The following is a 17,928-nucleotide window of genomic DNA, read 5'->3' as shown; positions in this document are numbered from 1 at the left end:
GACATTAGAACGGCGTTAGAAATGCAATTAGCGGGGAAGCGTAACGATAAAAGTGGTTCCGGCGTCTTCCTTCGACTCCACCCGAATATCGCCTTTGTGCAACCGGACAATGCGCTCCGTCAGCGAAAGGCCAATTCCGAATCCTGGCAGTCCGCTGGCATTACGCCCCCGCTGAAACGGAATGAACACCTCCGCTAGCTGGTCGGGGGGAATCACCGACCCGGCATTATGCACCCGCAGTTCCACCGACTTCGGCTGGACGGATGCGTGGAGGGTTACCGTATGGTCGGTCGAAAATTTACCGCCGTTGTCGAGCAGGTTAAAAAAAGCCGTCCGCAGCAGCGGTTCGCTGCCCGTCAGTTGCCAGTCGGCGGGGGACGCGCCTGGCGAATCAATGCGAAGGTGAACGGCGTAGGTCGGTTGAAGCCGCTGAACGTCGAGTTGAACCTGTTCCAGCAAACGATCCAGTTGCACGGGACCCATCGGCACGGCGGACGAATCCATGCTGGCATTGGCCAACGCCAGCAGTCCATTGGCCATGCGGTTGAGTCCCCGAACATCGTCCAGCACCGAACGGAGCGTTGCCCGCAGTTCGTCGGGCTCATCGTCGGCCAGCAGCGACACTTCCAACTGCCCCGTAATGGCGGTCAGCGGGGTTCGCAACTCGTGTGATGCGTGCGACACAAACGACCGTTGCAGCCGAAACGCGTCTTCCAGCCGGTTGAGCATCCGGTTGAACCGCTGCGCCAGTTGGGTCAGTTCATCAGCGCTTTCGCCTTCGGGTAAACGAAGTGACAGATTCGAGGCCGTAATTTCGTCGATCCGCTGATTGATCCGGCTGATGGGTTCCAGAATACGGCCCATGAAGTAGCGGGCCGCAATCAGCATAACGCCAATCATCACGAACCAGCCCCCGCTCAGCAACCGCGCCAAATCCTGCATGGACCGCACGCCATAGATGTCCACCGCCGAGGCAAAAATGACAAACGGCGCGGCTTTTTCGGTAAACATAATCCCCACAATTTCGCGGTTTCCCTCCCGCCACTGCGTTGTCTGTAGCTCCCGAACCCGGTCTAAAATTGTGGGTGTCACCGTCAGAAAGTCCGTTCCGCTTTCGTAAATCAGGCGGTTTTGGGCGTTGTAGATAATGATTTCTTCGTCGGGCAAAACCGTCAGTTGATTCTTGTCGATCAGGTTGTAGAGGGTCGGCCCCAGGTGCTCCTGTCCCACCAGCAGATGCCCCGCCGTCAGGGCTTCCGAACGCAGCCGGGTCAGGAATTCTTTTTTCCGGTACTGTTCCGCCACCAGATACAGAAACAGGCAGAAGAAGGCCAGCAAAATGGAAACGATGGCGGTCGACAGCAGGGTCAGGCGGTTTTGAAGGCTCATTTCTCTTTCAGCACGTAGCCCATTCCGATCAACGTATGGATAAGCTTGGTGGGATAATCCTTGTCGATCTTGGCGCGCAGGTAACTCACATATACATCGATGACGTTCGTGCCGGTATCGAACCCGATGTCCCACACCTGCTCGGCAATGTCCACCCGCGAAACCACCCGGCCAGCGTTGCGCATCAGGTATTCCAGCAGGGCAAATTCGCGGGCCGTCAGTTCAATGGTCTGCCCCTGCCGACGGGCGACGCGCTCGTGCAGATCGAGTTCCAGATCGGCCACGCGCAGAATGCGGTCCGGTTCTTCCGTCGTTCCGGCCCGGCGCAGGAGGGCTTTCACGCGGGCCACCAGTTCCAGAAAGTCGAAGGGTTTGGCCAGGTAGTCGTCGGCACCGGCTTCAAATCCCAGCAATTTATCGGCGGTTGTATCCAGCGCGGTCAACATCAGAATCGGCACCCGGCGGTTTTGCTGCCGGATGTACTCAGCCACATCCAGGCCGCTGATGTCGGGCAGGTTCACGTCCAGAATGATGAGGTCAAAAACCGTTTTGTTGAACAACTCTTTTCCCTCTTCACCCGTCAAAGCCACCTCCACCGTATATGCCTGCGTCTGCAATCCTTTTTTAATGAATGTTGCCACCTTGGGTTCGTCTTCAACCAAAAGCAAATGTGCCGTAGAACCTGTCGTCATAAATCAGCGTGAGCGTTCACAAATGGGAAAGCAAAACCGGGTGTAAAATACGAATCGAATGCTTAGCAAGCTACACCCGGCGTGATCGGTGACAAAACAAAATGCCCCTTCCGGGGCATTTTGTGACTTTATTTTTGATTCGACTTATTCATGACTCGACGTCACCTTGTCGCCCTTCTTCAATTTATCCTTGAAGACCTTGCGGAACTTGTCGAGCTTCGGCGCAATCACAAACGAGCAGTAGCCCTGCTCCGGGTTGTTGGCGAAGTAGCTCTGGTGATACGCTTCGGCTTCGTAGAAGGTCGTGGCCTTGCTGATTTCCGTCACAATCGGTTTGTCATACGCACCCGACGCGTTCAGTTCTTTCTTCACGGTTTCGGCCAGTTGCTTCTGCTCGTCGTTGTGGTAAAAAATCACCGAGCGGTATTGCGTTCCGACGTCGGCGCCCTGCCGGTTGAGCGAAGTCGGATCGTGGCTCCGGAAAAAGGCCTGCAACAGTTCGGCGTAGGTTACTTTTTTCGGATCATACGTCACCTCGACGCACTCAGCATGGCCGGTGTTGCCGGTGCAGACCTCCTTGTAAGTTGGGTTCGCTTTGGAACCGCCTTCGTAGCCGGAAACGGCATCCGAAACGCCGTCCAGCGATTCAAACATGGCTTCCGTACACCAGAAGCAGCCCGTGCCGAAGGTGGCTTTTTCCATGCCGGCGGCAGTTGATACAGGGTTGTTGGTATTCATAATTTTAGATTTTTTCTCGGATGATTGTTGTTTCGTTGACTGACCACAGGCCGACAAAGACGCCAGCGGCAACAGGGCCAGCAGCCAGATACTAACGCGTTTTAGATGCATGGGTTTAAACATTGTACGAAGTTGAGGGTTTTATTCCGACCTTACACCGGTATAACAAAATCGAGTTCCAGCCTGTATCTACGCGGGAATCAATCCAACGGTTTTTAAAGAACAGAATCTAATTTAAGACGGTTCGCCGGAGAAGAAATTGCCCGGCATACCCGAATCCCGTAAACCACAACGATAACATCCATGACGGAATCATTCGACCTGAAAACAGAACCGTTTCGTTTCGACGGCCGCGGATCTGAGAAATTCGCCATTGCCAATTTCCCCACCAAACTAGACGATCTGTACGACGATTCGGACCATTACGAGGTTTTACTGCGCAACCTGACGACCGAGCTGAACGAATTGCAGGAGAAAATGTACGCCCACAACCGCTACGGTCTGCTGACGGTTTTTCAGGCGATGGATGCCGCCGGCAAAGACAGCACCATTCAACACGTCTTTTCGGGCGTCAACCCGCTCGGCATGCGCGTTCACTCGTTCAAACGACCGACCGATCAGGAACTGGATCACGATTTTCTCTGGCGCAACCTCATCAACCTGCCAGAGCGCGGAACCATCGGCATTTTCAACCGCTCCTATTACGAAGAAGTGCTGGTGGTGAAAGTCCACCCCGAAATCCTGACCCAATCCCAGCGGTTGCCCGAAGAACGCACCGTCGATCTGGACAAACTCTGGAAACAGCGCTACAAAGACATCAGTAACTTCGAAACGTATCTGAACCGCAACGGTTTTCCGGTGCTGAAATTTTTCCTGAACGTGTCGAAAAAAGAACAGGGCGAGCGACTCATCAGCCGGATCGAAGACCCGTCGAAAAACTGGAAATTCGACGATCAGGACGTGGTTGAGCGCGGTTTCTGGAACCAGTACATGCAGGCTTACGAGGATGCGATCAACGCAACGGCCAGCAAAAAAGCGCCCTGGTACATCATTCCAGCCGACGATAAGAAAAACATGCGGCTGATCGTGGCTAAGATTCTGGTCGAAGAAGTGAAAAATCTCAAAACCGACTATCCGAAAGTAAACAAGCGTCAGAAAAAAAGTCTGCAGGACCTGGTCGCCGTTATCAAGGGCGAGTAATCCGGCCTTCTTTTCGCCAAACCGTCTGAACCGGAGTGTCTTCCGGTTCTTTTTTTCGTCTAAGCAACTGAGAGAAGTTCTTTCAGCCGGAACGGGCCGTCCGGCGGAGGTGCGGCCTTCCCCCTTGCCACGACGATTTGAAATCCCGTTCTACCTTTTGGCTGATCAGCGGTTTTCTGCTCATCCAATCGTTTGCCGTTGCGCAGGAATACCGTCGGCGTGAGACCAACCTCGCGGCATTCATTCAGAACCTGTTTCCGGTTCAAACCGAAGGCATTGATTACCAAACGGTCTACGAAAATCTGTACCAGCTTTACGCCAACCCGCTCGATCTCAACACCGCCACCCGCGATGAGCTGGCGGCAACCTCGCTGCTGACTGAACGCCAGCTCAACAGCCTGGCGGAATACCGCACCCGCTTTGGCAGCCTGCTTTCGATTTATGAACTCCAGGCCGTCCCGGATTTCGATCTTCCCACCATCCGCCGACTATTGCCTTTCGTCACCGTCGATTCGCAAAACCGCTCACTTTCGGTTCGCAATCCCACCGATCATTACCTGATCATGCGCGTGGAACGCGTTCTGGAAAAGCAAAAGGGATTTACGTCGGCAGAACCGGACAAAAACGGCAACCTGCCCCGGCGCTACGACGGCAGTCGGCAGCAGTGGTATTGGCGGTATCGCTACAGCCGCCCGCGCGAGTTCAGTTTCGGCCTGACGCTCGAACAGGACCCCGGCGAACCGTTTCGCTGGAAACCGGGCCATTCTCAGTACGGCATCGACTACGTTTCGTTTCACGCCCAATTCCAGAACCGGGGCCGCTGGCGGAACATCCTGATCGGCGATTACCAACTGCAAATCGGGCAGGGACTGATTCTGGCGTCGGGTTTTTCACTGGGCAAAGGCACCGAAACCGTCGCGGGTGTTCGGCGCCCCTCGCTGGGCGGGCGGCCTTACAGTTCCCTAAGCGAATCCGGTTTTCTGCGGGGGCTGACGGCCACCTATTCCCTGCACAAAAACTGGGACGTCACGCTGCTGGTGGCTCGCAACCGACGGGATGGTAACATCGTGGAAGATACTGAAAACCAAGAAGAAAAGATCAGTTCGCTCCAGACCAGCGGCCTCCACCGAACGGCGTCCGAACTCGCCGACCGGGCCAGCCTGCTGGAACAGAATCTAGGCCTGCATGTGCTGCACCACCGGGATCAACGGTGGCAACTGGGGGCGACGGTTCTGCACACGGTTTTCGACAAAACCCTGCAAAAACGCAATCTGCCGTATAATCGCTACGAGTTTTCGGGTAAACAAAACACGGTTTTCGGGTTGCACGGCAGTTATCTGTGGCAGAACGTCAATTTTTTCGGGGAAGCCGCCCAGTCGTCAAGTGGGGGCATTGGGGCCGTTGGTGGTGCGGTCGCCAGCCTGACGAAGCGGTTTGATGTCGCGATTCTGGGGCGGTATTATGCCCGGAATTTTCACAGTTTTTACGCCAATGCCTTCGGCGAAAACACGCGCAACAGCAACGAACGCGGCCTTTACACCGGCCTCCGGTATGTTATCTACCGCAAACTGACGCTGGGTGCGTTCATCGATCACTACCGGTTTCCGTGGTGGAAATACCTGGTTGATAAACCATCACAGGGGTACGATTACCTGTTGCAGGCCACCTATGCGCCCACCAAAAAGCTCACGGTCTACGGGATTTACCACGAAGAACACAAGGAGAAGAACCTGCCGGAAAGGTTTAGCAAAACCAAAGAAACCGTTGGAACCGTACGGAAAAACTACGCGTTCAACGCCGACTACTCCCCTTCCCGAATCTGGTCGTTTCGTACGCGGATTCAGTGGGGCGGTTTTCGGTACGCAGGTTATTCCGCGTCAAACGGGCTGGCCATCGCGCAGGATGCCACGGCGGATTTCGGACGGTTGTCTCTCAGCGGGCGGTTGGCGTGGTTCAGCACGAACGATTACGACAGCCGCCAGTATGTCTACGAGCGGGATGTACTCTCCGCGTTTTCGATCCCGGCCTATGCCAACAAAGGCATCCGGAATTACCTGTTGATGCAATATACCCTCAACAAACACCTGGACGTCTGGCTCCGCTGGAGCCGAAGCGATTTCCGACAACAGGAAACCGTCGGCTCCGATCTGGATCAGATTGAAAAACCGCACAAGAGCGAGGTGAAAGTGCAGGTGCGGTGGCGGTTTTGAGAAACACCCGATTTTTATTTCTTATCTGAACTATAGTTCATTCCTTCGTATGTAGTAAAAATATCAGTATAGAATACATTAGCCAGTACATCCATGGCAAGCGATCGGACTCCTTTTTCAATATGAATTAAGCCATTGCCGAAATCACTATCAACTCCTGCTCTACCCAAATCGATGGCAGTTTTAGCAAGGTGAGCCAACATATCTCTGTTATTATTTATGGGCGTACCGCCACCCGATGTGCGATGTTTTGATAATATTAAAGCACAGACACCGGCAACAAATGGTGTTGCCATACTGGTACCACTTAATACAGCGTAACTTTTTCCCAGGTAAGTAGAATAAATATCTTCCCCTGGCGCTACAATATCCAAATCAGAGGATCGGTTTGAATTAGCAGATCTTAAACGCAACTTATTTATCGATCCCACAGCAATGCATTCTTCATATCGTGCCGGAAAATTTATGAAGTTGGATCGGCTTTCATTGCCTGCCGCTGCTACGATAATCTTCCCGTCATTAAAAATATCCTGAATTACTGCCTTCAATTCAGGGTCATCTTCAAACGTTCCAAGACTCAATGAAAATACATCCGCTCCTTTTTTAAGACCCCATTTGATGCCTTTAATGATATTTTCAACTTCACCTATCCCACTATCTCCCAACACCTTACCACTATAAATCCTAGATTGTGGCGCTACACCGACCATACCCGCGTTGTTGCGTCGAGCAGCAATGATACCACAACAATGGGTACCATGACCGTTAATATCAAATGGACCAGATAAGCTACCTGTAAAGTCTGCAACATCTTCTATTGCATCCTTTAGGTCTGGATGGCTATAATCAACCCCGGTATCCAATACGCAAACCTTGATATTCTCCCCTTGTGTTACAGTCCAAATGTCCGGTATGCCCACCAATCGCAATCCCCAATCGATAACTTCCGAAAGAGAAACTACTACGTTTTTAATAATAAACCGAGGGGGGATAAGAAGTTTTTTATTTTTCCTGGATTCCATAGCTGCAGAGTAAATTATATTTTCAACTGAATACAGATATACCAACTAAGACCAAGCTTAAGACTACTCTTGATATCATTATCAATCTCTTTACTATCGTTAATTTCACTACCCTTACTCAATTTATTGAGTTCGTTGCTACGAAATAACAAGCCGCCAGCTGAAATTGCGAAAGGAGTTTTTGTCTTGAAACGAATCCCAGGTCCAAACAAAAGTGAGGGTACAGGAAAATCAGTGGTACCGATCCCAAGCTGAGCCATAAAATTCACCAGACTACCATCTGAATTTTTTACTAAATTCAAAAAAGCAGCCGGACCTCCGTAATACTTAACTTTTTTCTCTTCACTGACAACCAGTTTATCTCCTTCTTTAACTGCACTGTAAGTAGGGACTGAGAAAACAGAATTGAAAATACCCATTGTAAACTCAGGAACCCAACGCTGATAGGTTCTAACTCTAAACTCAGCATCCGCGATTTTTTTTGAGTTTGTAATCATTTCAATTTTAGTTTTACTAATATTCACACTCCGATCTTTAATTGTGGTTTTTACATCCCGCATTTTTTCCTCTTCCGCTTTCAAATATTTCATATTGATAAAATTTTCGTCAGGTCTTATATCGGTATAATTCTCAGCAACCGGCAGAAGTTGCTTGAGCAACTCTTTCATACTATTTATTAGAGCCTTGCGATCCTCTGCTTCTTTTTCTAAACTTTTTAAATAGTCTCCAAACAGTCTCCTTATCTCCAAAACCTTATTGGATACAACGAAATCTTCAATATCATTCTCACGAAGAGAGAGATAAAGTGTTTTAAACTCGGCAATATTTTTTTCAAAATCACTTAGTTCTTTTTCTTGTATCTTTATCTCTTTACCAAATTGATCTACAGCTTCTTTGTAATCTTTTAACGTTTGTTTGGACCTGACGTTTTCTATTGCTACTCTAACCTGTTCCATGACATCAATAATGTACCTTTCTTTCAGGGCTGAAACAGATTGTACTATTTCTTCCTTGCGAGCACTATCTCTGATTAAACATCTTACATATTCTTCTTCTAGCGAAACGACATCTCTTTTAGGTATTTCGGTTTTATTTGCACTTGCCGCTGCTACCCCAAACCTGGAAGCTGCGATAGTTAGTGCTTCTAGAAATTTAGTAACTGCCTGAGCACTTGCATCAGGCAATAAAGTATCTGACACACTTATTTCGTAGCGTAAGGGATTTAAAAAGTCTACTATAAGATTTACACCACTTTCCTGCTTTGGAATACTGAATACCCTTTTTTCCAATAAAGGCTTAAACGTTTCATTATCTGGACGAATTTCAATTTTTTTATCTACTCCCGTCGACAATCGAATGTGTAACGTTTGCGTTACTTTTTTTGCTTCCAGTAGCTCATTCGTACTGTTTTGGGCTATGCTATCGCACGCCAGAGCCACACATAGTAGTAGTAGTATTTTTCTCATTTTTTCTGCGTTTATAAACTCAACCGGTAGCAAACAGGGTATTTATAACTTTACAAAGGTGTTTCTTTCGGCCACTTAAACCAATGGGAAATCTACCCTTTCAGTACAGTATTTTCCCCACGACAATCCAGTCATTTTGCCGTATTTTTCTAAACTATCCCACTTTTGCATTTTTGTATTTACAAAAAAAGGACAGAGATTAAGGAGGTAATAGCCCCTAATCTCTGTCCTTGTCACTCCCTGCTTCCCCCCCCCTAATCCTCGCTCGGCCGAATGTTTACCTCCTCCACTTTCACCGTCTTGCTGCTCACCGCCGAAACACCGAAGAAACCGACGGCTTTGGGGCCGCTGACGTTGCGGTTCACCACGTTGGTCGGCACGTTGGCGGGTGGTGAGGCAAACAGCCCGCCGTTGTTGATCTGGGTGCTGAGTTGTTGAAAGAAATAGAAGGCGTCCGGCGTAATCGACAACACTTCCACTTTCACCGAGTCGTTCCGGTTATACAAACTGTCGGGGTTGATCGACGTCCGGATGGGCTGGATGAACAACAAACCGTCGGTGTCGGCCGAACCGTTGAACGAGCCATTGTACGACACGACAATGTCACTGGTTTCGTCGAGCCGCTTGCCGTTGCGGTAAGCCCGAATCCAGTAATAATCCGTCTGGTTCGGGAGGTCCGTTGCATAAAACTCGCCCGCAAAACCCTTGCGGTCCTCCAGCGGATTGGGTTTTTCTTCCCGGAAAACCAGCGAATCGATGGCCGGAACGGCATTCATCTGGGAAATGGCGTAGTATTCCTGCCCTTCAAACCGGATGCCAAGCAAATACTTTTTGCCGATTTTCCCGAATACTTCGCCGGGTTTCGGGGTCCAGACATACGTACCGTTCCCTTTTACATCGATAAATTCGTGAATCACGCTGTCTTCGTCGGCCACAATTACCGTAGCACCCAGAGCCGCCGGGGGCTGAGCCGCGTCGAAATACCCGGTGGTTTTCGTGAGTTTGATGGTTTGTGGACCCGGCTGATCAGTCAGCCAGCCATCGATGGCCAGTTGCGACGGGCCGGTTTGCAGGTCAATATCGATCGGATCTTCGCAAGACGACAGCCCCAGCAGCAGCAACCCCAGCAGGAGTACGTGAATGACCGAAAAACCGAATATAGGTGTATTTTTCATGGCGGTTTTTATCTTCTAAAACTTGAAATTGTAGGTTGCCGACGGAATCAGCGTGGCAAAAACTGAATACCGTACGGCTTCGGCAACCGGAATCTGCACCTGCTCGCCGTTCAGCGTCACCGTCCGTTTGTCTTCGGCCTGCCGGAAAAAGACCGAGAATGGGTTCTTCCGACCATAGGCGTTGTAGACCGAAAACACCCAGTTGCTCTCCCATTTCTGCGTCGGTTTTTTCTTGCGGTTTTGCAACGTAGCTGCCAGGTCCAGGCGATGGTAGGGCGGAATCCGGTAATTATTCCGGGAATTCTCGGCGTTGTGCGGCACCAGATACCCCTGAAAAAGGTAACCGTTGGTGGGGAACGTGGCGGGGGTGCCCGTCGCAAAAGCGAAGGTGGCCGAGAAACTCCAGCGTTTGTTCAGATCATACAAAGCCACGGCATTCAGCGTGTGCCGCTTGTCGAAACGTGTTGGAAACCAGCGGTTGTTGTTGATGCCGTTCACAAACCGTTCGGTTTTCGCCAGCGTATAGCTCACCCAGCCCGTCAGGTCACCTTTGTTCTTTTTTACGAAAAACTCAGCGCCGTAGGCACGGCCTTTGCCGTTCAGCAAGTCGCCTTCGAGGTATTTGTTGAGCAACAGATCGGCACCATCGATGTAGTCGACCTGGTTTTGCAGCCACTTGTAGTAGAGTTCCACCGACACCTCATACTCCGTACCGGTTTTACCCAGATTTCGGAAATACCCCCCCGCAATCTGGTCGGCAATCTGCGGTTTGATGTTGTTGGTCGATGGCGTCCAGACGTCCAGGGGCGTGGAAGCGGTGGTGTTTGAAACCAGGTGGATGTATTGCGCCAGCCGGTTGTAACTCATTTTCAACGAGCTAACCTCATTCAACTCATACTTGGCCGAAAACCGGGGTTCCCAGTTGCCGTAGGTTTTGATGGTTTCGTTGCGGCCGTAGGTCGTGGTGGAAACCGGAAACCGGCGCTGGTTGGGCGGCACATCGGTCTGAAATTCGTAGGATTCGCCCGGACCGAGGTAATTGTAGAGCGAATACCGCAAGCCGTATTGCAACTGCAACCGCTTGGAAACCAGTTGTTCATTACCGATGTAGAGCGCACTTTCCAGCGCATATTTATTTTCCAGCCCAAACGTCCGCACGTCGCCCCCGCTGGCGGCATTGGCCAGCCCCGGCTGGAAATCATAGACAATGGCCTGACCACCAAACGTCAGGGTGTTGTTTTTGAGGAACAGTGTAAAGTCCGGTTTAATGCTGTAGTTGACGATGGACGATTTCCAGTTGAAGTAATCTTTGGGATCTTTCCGCTTCAAATCACTGTCGAGCAGGTAGTCGTAATTGCTGTAAAAAGCCGTGGTGTTCAGGAACAGCTTGTCGCTAAACACGTGATTCCAGCGCAAACTGGTCGTCGTATTGCCCCAGTTGAACCCAAAATCGGCCCCGAACACATCGCGCCCCAGATAACCGGACAGGTAAATCGTGTTCTTATCGTTGATGCGGTAATTGGCCTTGGCGGTAAGGTCATAAAAGAAGAACCGGGAGCCCTTTAAGTCGCCGGACAGGAACGGTTTGGCCAGAATGTCGGCATACGACCGGCGACCGGCAATAATGAACGAACCCCGGGCCTGCCCTTCTTTATCTTTAAACAGCGGCTGCTCAAGCGTTAACCGGCTAAAAATCAAACCTATACCACCCGAAACCGTCGTTTTCTTGGAATTTCCTTCCTTCATCCGAACGTCGAGGATCGACGAAATCCGGCCGCCATATACCGCCGGAATACCGCCCTTGACCAGTTTCACATCCTTGACCGCATCGGGGTTAAAAACCGAGAAAAACCCGAAAAGGTGGGAGGAGTTGTAAACCGGCGCTTCGTCGAGCAACACCAGATTTTGATCGACGTTTCCGCCCCGGACGTTGAAGCCCGTTGCGCCCTCGCCAACCGTCGAGACGCCCGGCAACAGTTGGATGCTCCGGATAACGTCAACCTCGCCCAGCAACGCCGGAATTTTCTGAATCGTCTTCATTTCTACCGTATTGACGCTCATCGCAATGTCTTTCACATTATCGTCTTCACGTTTGGTCGAAATAACAACTTCCTGGAGGTCACGCCCTTCTTCTTTCAACTCCATATCCAGCCGGACGTTCTGGCTGGTCAGGTCGATGGTGCGGTTCTGTTTGGTAAAACCGACGTAGGTATACACCAGATTGTAAGTTCCGAGCGGTAAGGTCAGCGAGTAAAAGCCGTAGGAGTTGGTGGTGATGCCGGAACCGGTTTCTTTCACGAACACCGAAACGCCAATCAGGCCTTCGCCGTTGGCAGCATCTTTAATGTAGCCGCTCACAGTGGCCTGCCCATTGGTTCGCCGGCTTGCAGGAGCGGGATCGGGAGTACCCTGCGCCAGAACGGCCGGGCCGACCAGCAACAGCAGCAGGCCAATTTGTACGATTTTTTTCATAAGGCGTGTTTCATAGGATGGTGGTTTAACGTATATCGTCCGTTACGACGACATTGACGGAATGACAGCAAAGGTCGGCTTTCCCCCCATCCCGTAGGACAAAAAAATGATGAACCGCCAAAATCCAGCCCTGAAAGGCATGAGGTGTAGCATAAAATTAATCCTGCCTTTTTTTTTCTCTTCTCCCTCTCATGAAGTACGGTTTTTCACACTCTGTGGGGTAGGAGAAATTGGCGCCTTCAACCTACCCAATGCGTCCCAACGACAGATGTTCCGGTAAGTCAGTCATATTGTTAGAAAACTAATTACCTGTTGGCTAAGTACATACCATTCAATCTCAACAGTTTGGCCGGTTTATGGTTAGGATATAGCGTATTCACGGTTTTATGGCCCGGAGCGAAAACCGTTCCGCACGTTTAATCTCCACAATCTGAACGGCATCATGAGTGAAATAAAAGAACTTGGTCTAGGCATTATTGGTTTCGGCGGCTTCGGCCTTTTTGCTGCCCAGCATTTCCTCCAGACTCCACATGTCAAGCTGATTGGCATTGCCGGTTCCCAACGCGAGGAAGCCACCAAGGCCGCCAATCGCTTCGGGGCCACGCATTTCGACACCATCGAAGAACTGCTGGCGCAACCGGATCTGGACATTGTCTACATTGCCACGCCCCCTTTCCTGCACTACGAACAGTCGATGCAGGCGCTGCGGGCCGGGAAACACGTCATCTGCGAAAAACCGCTGGCGATGAATGCCGAACAGGGCCACGAAATGGTAAGCTATGCCGAGAGCCAAGGCTTGTTGATGGTCACCAACCTGATGCAACGGTATAATCCGATGTTCGAGCGGGTTAAAAAACTGATTGACAAGGAAATACTAGGAAAATTCCTGCACGGTTATTTCGAAAACTACGCGGGTGACGAAGGCCTTTCGCCCCAGCACTGGTTTTGGGACCGGGAACTCAGTGGCGGTATTTTTATCGAACACGGCGTTCACTTTTTTGACATGTTTGCGGGCTGGCTGGGCGAAGGCAAAGTAGAATCAGCTCAGGTGTGCAAACGTGAGGGCAGCGACCTCGAAGACCAGGTGAACGCGACCGTCCGCTACGGCGATGCGCTGGTCAATTTCTACCACGGTTTTACGCAGGTGGGCCGGATGGACCGGCAGGAAATGCGGCTGCTGTTTGAGCGGGGCGATGTTACCTTGCAGGAATGGGTGCCGACGCGGGCGGTGATTCGGGGGCTGGTGGATGAAGCCGGAACGCGGGCATTGATGGATTTATTTCCGGATTCGATTCTGGACATTACGGCCAATTATGGCGGCAAAGACCGGGCGGCCCGGGGGCGCAACAAGGAATTTGAAATTGCCCAGCAGGTGCAGATCCGCTACGGTTTCGACCACCAGAAAATGCACCTTTACGGCGAGTTGCTCCGGCAGATGTTCATCGACCAGACGTCGGCCATTCGCTACCCCGAAAAGCACCGGAAGATTACCGAACAAAACGGGTTGGTGTCGCTGCTGACGGCGGTGGATGCCGATCGGTTGGCGCGTTCATGATGTTATTCCACACCATACCCAATCGTATTCAACCATCACCAACCATTACAAACCGTATTCAACCATACCAACCATCACCAACCGTATTCAACCATCACCAACCATTACAAACCGTATTCAACCATATTCCCCCGGCCTATAGCCGGGGCTAGTGATGTGAGCCTTTCAGGCTCGTGGGATGTATCATCGTATCGAAATTGGATCCGTAACCCATTGTAATTTATTCGGATGCCTTTACCTTTGCGGCACTGCTGCATCGTATCATCACATACCGCCAACCTTCACCGAAAATTCCCACCGAAATCCGGTAGGGCGTTTTCGTATGCCCTTTCTTTGGGGCAGATCAGGCTTTTCCTGGTAGCCTGACGGTTTTTCAGTTTCATTCAAGTCCTTCTTTTATCCCTCATGAAACCAAACAGTTTCATGGCAGCTCTGTTATGCGCAGCGGTTCTCCGGATCGTTTCGTGTTCCAGAGCCATTTCTAAACAGACGCTGATCATGCAAAATACAGAACACAATAAATCCATTATCCGGGATTTCTACCGGCGCACGGTTGCCAACGGCGACCTCGATTATGCCGAACAAATCATTGCCGACGATTACATCCAACACAGCCTGATGGTGAAACCGGGCAAGGCGGGGCTGCTGGAGGCCCTGAAAGCCATGCAGCAAATGCCCAAACCAACCAATCCGGCCAAACCGTTCATGCGACTTATTGCGGAAAATGATTACGTGGTGACAAACCTGCGCTTTGAATTCGGCGGGAAGCACATGGTCGTCGTTGATCTGTTCCGGCTTCGGAACGGGCAGGTCATTGAACATTGGGACGCTGTTCAGCAGCAACCCGAAACGACCCTGAACGGGCATCCGATGATGGACGGAGCCGTCGACATGGAGGACATTAGGCTAACCGAAGCGAATAAAAAAGTAGTAGAAGCCTTCTGTCGACGCGTTCTGATCGAGCGGAAATTCGACGCGCTTTCGGACTATGTCACGTCGGATTTGATTCAGCACAAGCCCGAAATTGCCAACGGCCGGGATGGTTTATGGCAATATTTGCAACAAAAAAATGAAGATTTCGCCATCCATGAAGTCCTTCGGATTATTGGCGAGGGCAATTTTGTGGTGGTGCAATCCGAAGGTCTTCTTGACCGAAAATCAGGTACGTTCTATGACGTTTTCCGATTAAGTCAGGGAAAAATCGAGGAACAGTGGGGCGTTCAGCAGCTAATGTCCTGGGTTTTGAGCTACAAATGGGTCATCCCTACGGGATTTTAGACATGCCTCGTTCAATCTATACCCCCGGTTAAAACCGAGGGCTACAAAATGAATCATCCCTACGGGATTATGAATACAACAATCCTGTAGGGATGACCCATTTTGTAGGGGTGGGTTTCAATCCGCCCATCAAGGTGAAGATCGAATGCACAAAATCCCGTAGGGATGACCCATTCTGTAGCCTTCTTCACAACCGCGCGCCCCGCAGACGCAGACTGTTGCTGACGACCGACACCGAACTGAGCGCCATCGCGGCTCCGGCAATCATCGGATTGAGCAGAAAACCGTTGATCGGAAACAGAATCCCGGCGGCAATCGGAATGCCGATGAGGTTGTAAATAAACGCCCAGAACAAATTCTGACGGATCACCCGCACGGTTTTTCGCGACAGTTCCAGGGCCTTCGGAATGCTGCCCAAATCGGACGTGATGAGCGTCATCCGGGCCACGTCCATGGCGATGTCGGAGCCTTTACCCATTGCGATGCTAACGTCGGCCTGCGCCAGCGCCTGGGAGTCGTTGATGCCGTCGCCCACCATCGCGACCACCTTCCCCCGGCTTTGCAATTCCTGAATGAAAGCGGCTTTATCAGACGGCATCACCTCGGCGCGAAAATCCGTCAAGCCGACCGTTTTTGCTACTGCCTGGGCGGTTTGCGGATTGTCGCCCGTCAGCATATACACCTCTATCCCCCGGTTTTTCAGCGTTTGAATCGCGGCTTTCGATGTTTCTTTGATCTGGTCGGCAATGGCGATGATCGCCAGCACGGTTTTGTCGTTGGTGAAATACACTACCGTCCGGGCTTCATCCTGCCATTGTTTCACGCGTTTTTCAACCGCCGGATCGACCAGAATACCGTGTTCGTCCAGCAAACGACGATTGCCCACCCGGTAGGTAATCCCTTCATGTCGCGCCGAAACCCCGCGCCCGGTCAGGCTCTCGAACGATTCCAGCGGCAGACTGTTCACCGATAAACCGGTCAGATACTCAACCACGGCTTCGGCCAGCGGGTGTTCCGATTGGCTTTCCAGCGCGTATAAAACGGAGGATGCCTGAGCGATGTCGGAACGTTGCCATTCCAGGTTGGTAACAGTAGGTTTTCCAGCGGTAATCGTACCGGTTTTATCCAGCACAACGGCGTTCACCTGATGGCCCAATTCCAGACTTTCGGCGTCTTTGATCAGAATCTGATTGTCCGCGCCTTTGCCCACACCAACCATGATAGCCGTGGGTGTAGCGAGCCCCAGCGCACACGGACAGGCGATGACCAAAACCGTTACGGACGTCAGCAGGGCCTGCGCAAACGCGTTTTCACCCGCAACAGCGGACGTCCCGAATACCATCCAGACGAGGAAGGTCAACAGGGCAATGCTGATGACGACCGGCACGAAAATACCGGCAATCCGGTCGACCAGTTTCTGCACCGGGGCCTTGCTGCCCTGGGCGTCCTGCACCAGGCGGATGATCTGCGCCAGAACCGTGTCGGCACCCACCTTTTCGGCCCGAAACCGGAAGCTGCCTTTCTGGTTGATTGTTCCGGCAAAAACCGCCTGTTCCGCCTTTTTTTCCACCGGAACCGGCTCGCCCGAAATCATGCTTTCATCGACGAACGACGTACCGGAAACCACGACGCCGTCCACGGGAATCTGCTCGCCGGGCCGCACTACAATCACCTGACCCACCCGAACCGACGCCACCGGAATCTCCGTTTCGACGTCGTTTTCCACGATTCGGACGGTTTTGGGTTGCAATCCCATCAGCTTTTTAATGGCCGAAGAGGTGTTCGATTTGGCCCGTTCCTCCAGCAGTTTTCCCAGTAAAATAAAGACAATAATCACCGCAGCGGTCTCAAAATAGACGTGCGGGTGAATGCCGCGCCGATGCCAGAAATCCGGGTTGAGCGTGTTGAACGTACTGAACAGAAAGGCAATGCCGGTCGACAGGGCGACCAACGTATCCATGTTGGTTTTTCCGTGCCGGGCCTGTTTCCAGGCATTGACAAAAAACGAGCGACCCAGACCAAATACGACCGGTGCAGACAACACCAGCATGATCTCGTTGGCGTACGGAATCGTCATGAAAAACATCCCGATCACCACCACCAGAACTGACAGTACAGCCGCCCAGATCGTCCGTTTTTTCAGGGATTCATACTGGCGTTCCCGTGCTTCGGCCTGCACCGCCTGCGGATCTTCCGCATCCATCACCAGGTCGTAGCCGATGGAACGGATGGCGGTTTGGAGTTCCTGCTGCGTAACAGTTTGGGGATCAAACTCCACCCAGGCCTGCTGGTTGGCATAATTGACGCCCGCATCGACCACCCCCGGCGTCGTTTTCAGCATCGACTCCACGCTGACGGCACAGGCCGCGCAGCTCATTTCCAGAACGGGATAGGTTTTCCGAACCGGTTTGGAGGCAGCACCGGCCCGGGCGGTTTTCGCCACCGCCGTGGGTTGCGCGTTCATACCGGTTCCGCTTTATAACCGGCTTCTTTCAGCGCTTCCTTCACCTGATCCACCGTGGCGCCTTCCACCGTCAGCAGTTTGTCCGGGTTCTGGGTATCGACCTGCCAGTGGGCTTCGCCGACGGCTTTGTTCAAAAAGGGCGTTACGGTGGCCACGCAGGCTGCACACTTGATATTGGTTTTGAATTGTATCGTTTCCATGCTCTTGTTTTTGTGATTTGACACTGCAAAGATCAGCAATAGAACAAGAGCCAGTGGTACAGAATTC

13 protein-coding genes are annotated in these 17,928 nt (G+C 51.7%); 4 read left to right on the top strand and 9 right to left on the bottom strand.

The annotated features are described in order from the left end of the window. Positions 1–27: 27 nt before the first annotated feature. The 3 genes from ACO064_RS21965 to msrA all read right to left on the bottom strand — a co-directional run bounded on the left by ACO064_RS21965 (position 28) and on the right by msrA (position 2,819). On the bottom strand, positions 28–1,389 hold the full coding sequence (locus tag ACO064_RS21965; protein WP_421829367.1) for an ATP-binding protein: 1,362 nt from the start codon (positions 1,387–1,389) through the stop codon (positions 28–30). After that, positions 1,386–2,081 (bottom strand): response regulator transcription factor, encoded by a 696-nt coding sequence (locus tag ACO064_RS21960; RefSeq protein WP_421829366.1) that lies wholly within the window; start codon positions 2,079–2,081, stop codon positions 1,386–1,388. The genes ACO064_RS21965 and ACO064_RS21960 overlap by 4 nt, the downstream gene beginning before the upstream one ends. A 144-nt stretch (positions 2,082–2,225) precedes the next feature. Further along, positions 2,226–2,819: a peptide-methionine (S)-S-oxide reductase MsrA gene (gene msrA, locus ACO064_RS21955; protein ID WP_421831049.1), complete on the bottom strand. Its 594-nt coding sequence runs from the start codon at positions 2,817–2,819 to the stop codon at positions 2,226–2,228. A 303-nt stretch (positions 2,820–3,122) separates the two neighbouring features. On the opposite strand from msrA, the gene ACO064_RS21950 reads away from it, so the two are divergent. Both ACO064_RS21950 and ACO064_RS21945 read left to right on the top strand, forming a co-directional pair. Further along, on the top strand, positions 3,123–4,019 hold the full coding sequence (locus ACO064_RS21950) for a PPK2 family polyphosphate kinase (protein WP_421829365.1): 897 nt from the start codon (positions 3,123–3,125) through the stop codon (positions 4,017–4,019). Positions 4,020–4,156: 137 nt separating this feature from the next. Further along, the gene (locus ACO064_RS21945) at positions 4,157–6,229 is read left to right on the top strand and encodes a ComEA family DNA-binding protein (RefSeq protein ID WP_421829364.1); all 2,073 of its coding nucleotides are present in this window, start codon (positions 4,157–4,159) and stop codon (positions 6,227–6,229) included. A 14-nt stretch (positions 6,230–6,243) separates the two neighbouring features. Here ACO064_RS21945 and ACO064_RS21940 read toward each other — a convergent pair whose 3' ends face one another. The 4 genes from ACO064_RS21940 to ACO064_RS21925 all read right to left on the bottom strand — a co-directional run bounded on the left by ACO064_RS21940 (position 6,244) and on the right by ACO064_RS21925 (position 12,364). Further along, positions 6,244–7,251 (bottom strand): S8 family peptidase, encoded by a 1,008-nt coding sequence (locus ACO064_RS21940; RefSeq protein ID WP_421829363.1) that lies wholly within the window; start codon positions 7,249–7,251, stop codon positions 6,244–6,246. Positions 7,252–7,265: 14 nt separating this feature from the next. Next, on the bottom strand, positions 7,266–8,717 hold the full coding sequence (locus ACO064_RS21935) for a hypothetical protein (protein WP_421829362.1): 1,452 nt from the start codon (positions 8,715–8,717) through the stop codon (positions 7,266–7,268). 254 nt (positions 8,718–8,971) lie between these two features. Then, the gene (locus tag ACO064_RS21930) at positions 8,972–9,892 is read right to left on the bottom strand and encodes a DUF4249 domain-containing protein (RefSeq protein ID WP_421829361.1); all 921 of its coding nucleotides are present in this window, start codon (positions 9,890–9,892) and stop codon (positions 8,972–8,974) included. Between the two features lie 15 nt (positions 9,893–9,907). Beyond that, positions 9,908–12,364, bottom strand: coding sequence for a TonB-dependent receptor (locus tag ACO064_RS21925; protein WP_421829360.1), 2,457 nt, complete (start codon positions 12,362–12,364; stop codon positions 9,908–9,910). Positions 12,365–12,806: 442 nt separating this feature from the next. Between ACO064_RS21925 and ACO064_RS21920 the strand changes: the two genes are divergently transcribed. Together ACO064_RS21920 and ACO064_RS21915 are read left to right on the top strand one after the other, a co-directional pair. After that, on the top strand, positions 12,807–13,919 hold the full coding sequence (locus ACO064_RS21920; RefSeq protein WP_421829359.1) for a Gfo/Idh/MocA family protein: 1,113 nt from the start codon (positions 12,807–12,809) through the stop codon (positions 13,917–13,919). Positions 13,920–14,342: 423 nt separating this feature from the next. Beyond that, positions 14,343–15,197: an ester cyclase gene (locus tag ACO064_RS21915; RefSeq protein WP_421829358.1), complete on the top strand. Its 855-nt coding sequence runs from the start codon at positions 14,343–14,345 to the stop codon at positions 15,195–15,197. A 187-nt stretch (positions 15,198–15,384) separates the two neighbouring features. Here ACO064_RS21915 and ACO064_RS21910 read toward each other — a convergent pair whose 3' ends face one another. Together ACO064_RS21910 and ACO064_RS21905 are read right to left on the bottom strand one after the other, a co-directional pair. After that, positions 15,385–17,661 (bottom strand): heavy metal translocating P-type ATPase, encoded by a 2,277-nt coding sequence (locus tag ACO064_RS21910; RefSeq protein ID WP_421829357.1) that lies wholly within the window; start codon positions 17,659–17,661, stop codon positions 15,385–15,387. After that, on the bottom strand, positions 17,658–17,861 hold the full coding sequence (locus ACO064_RS21905; RefSeq protein WP_421829356.1) for a heavy-metal-associated domain-containing protein: 204 nt from the start codon (positions 17,859–17,861) through the stop codon (positions 17,658–17,660). The genes ACO064_RS21910 and ACO064_RS21905 overlap by 4 nt, the downstream gene beginning before the upstream one ends. Positions 17,862–17,928: the final 67 nt, after the last annotated feature.

The sequence above is a fragment of the Larkinella sp. genome, from assembly GCF_965227735.1.
Classification (GTDB): domain Bacteria; phylum Bacteroidota; class Bacteroidia; order Cytophagales; family Spirosomataceae; genus Larkinella.
The sequence above is the reverse complement of the archived record's forward strand: the minus strand, read 5'-3'. Positions and strand labels throughout refer to the sequence as shown.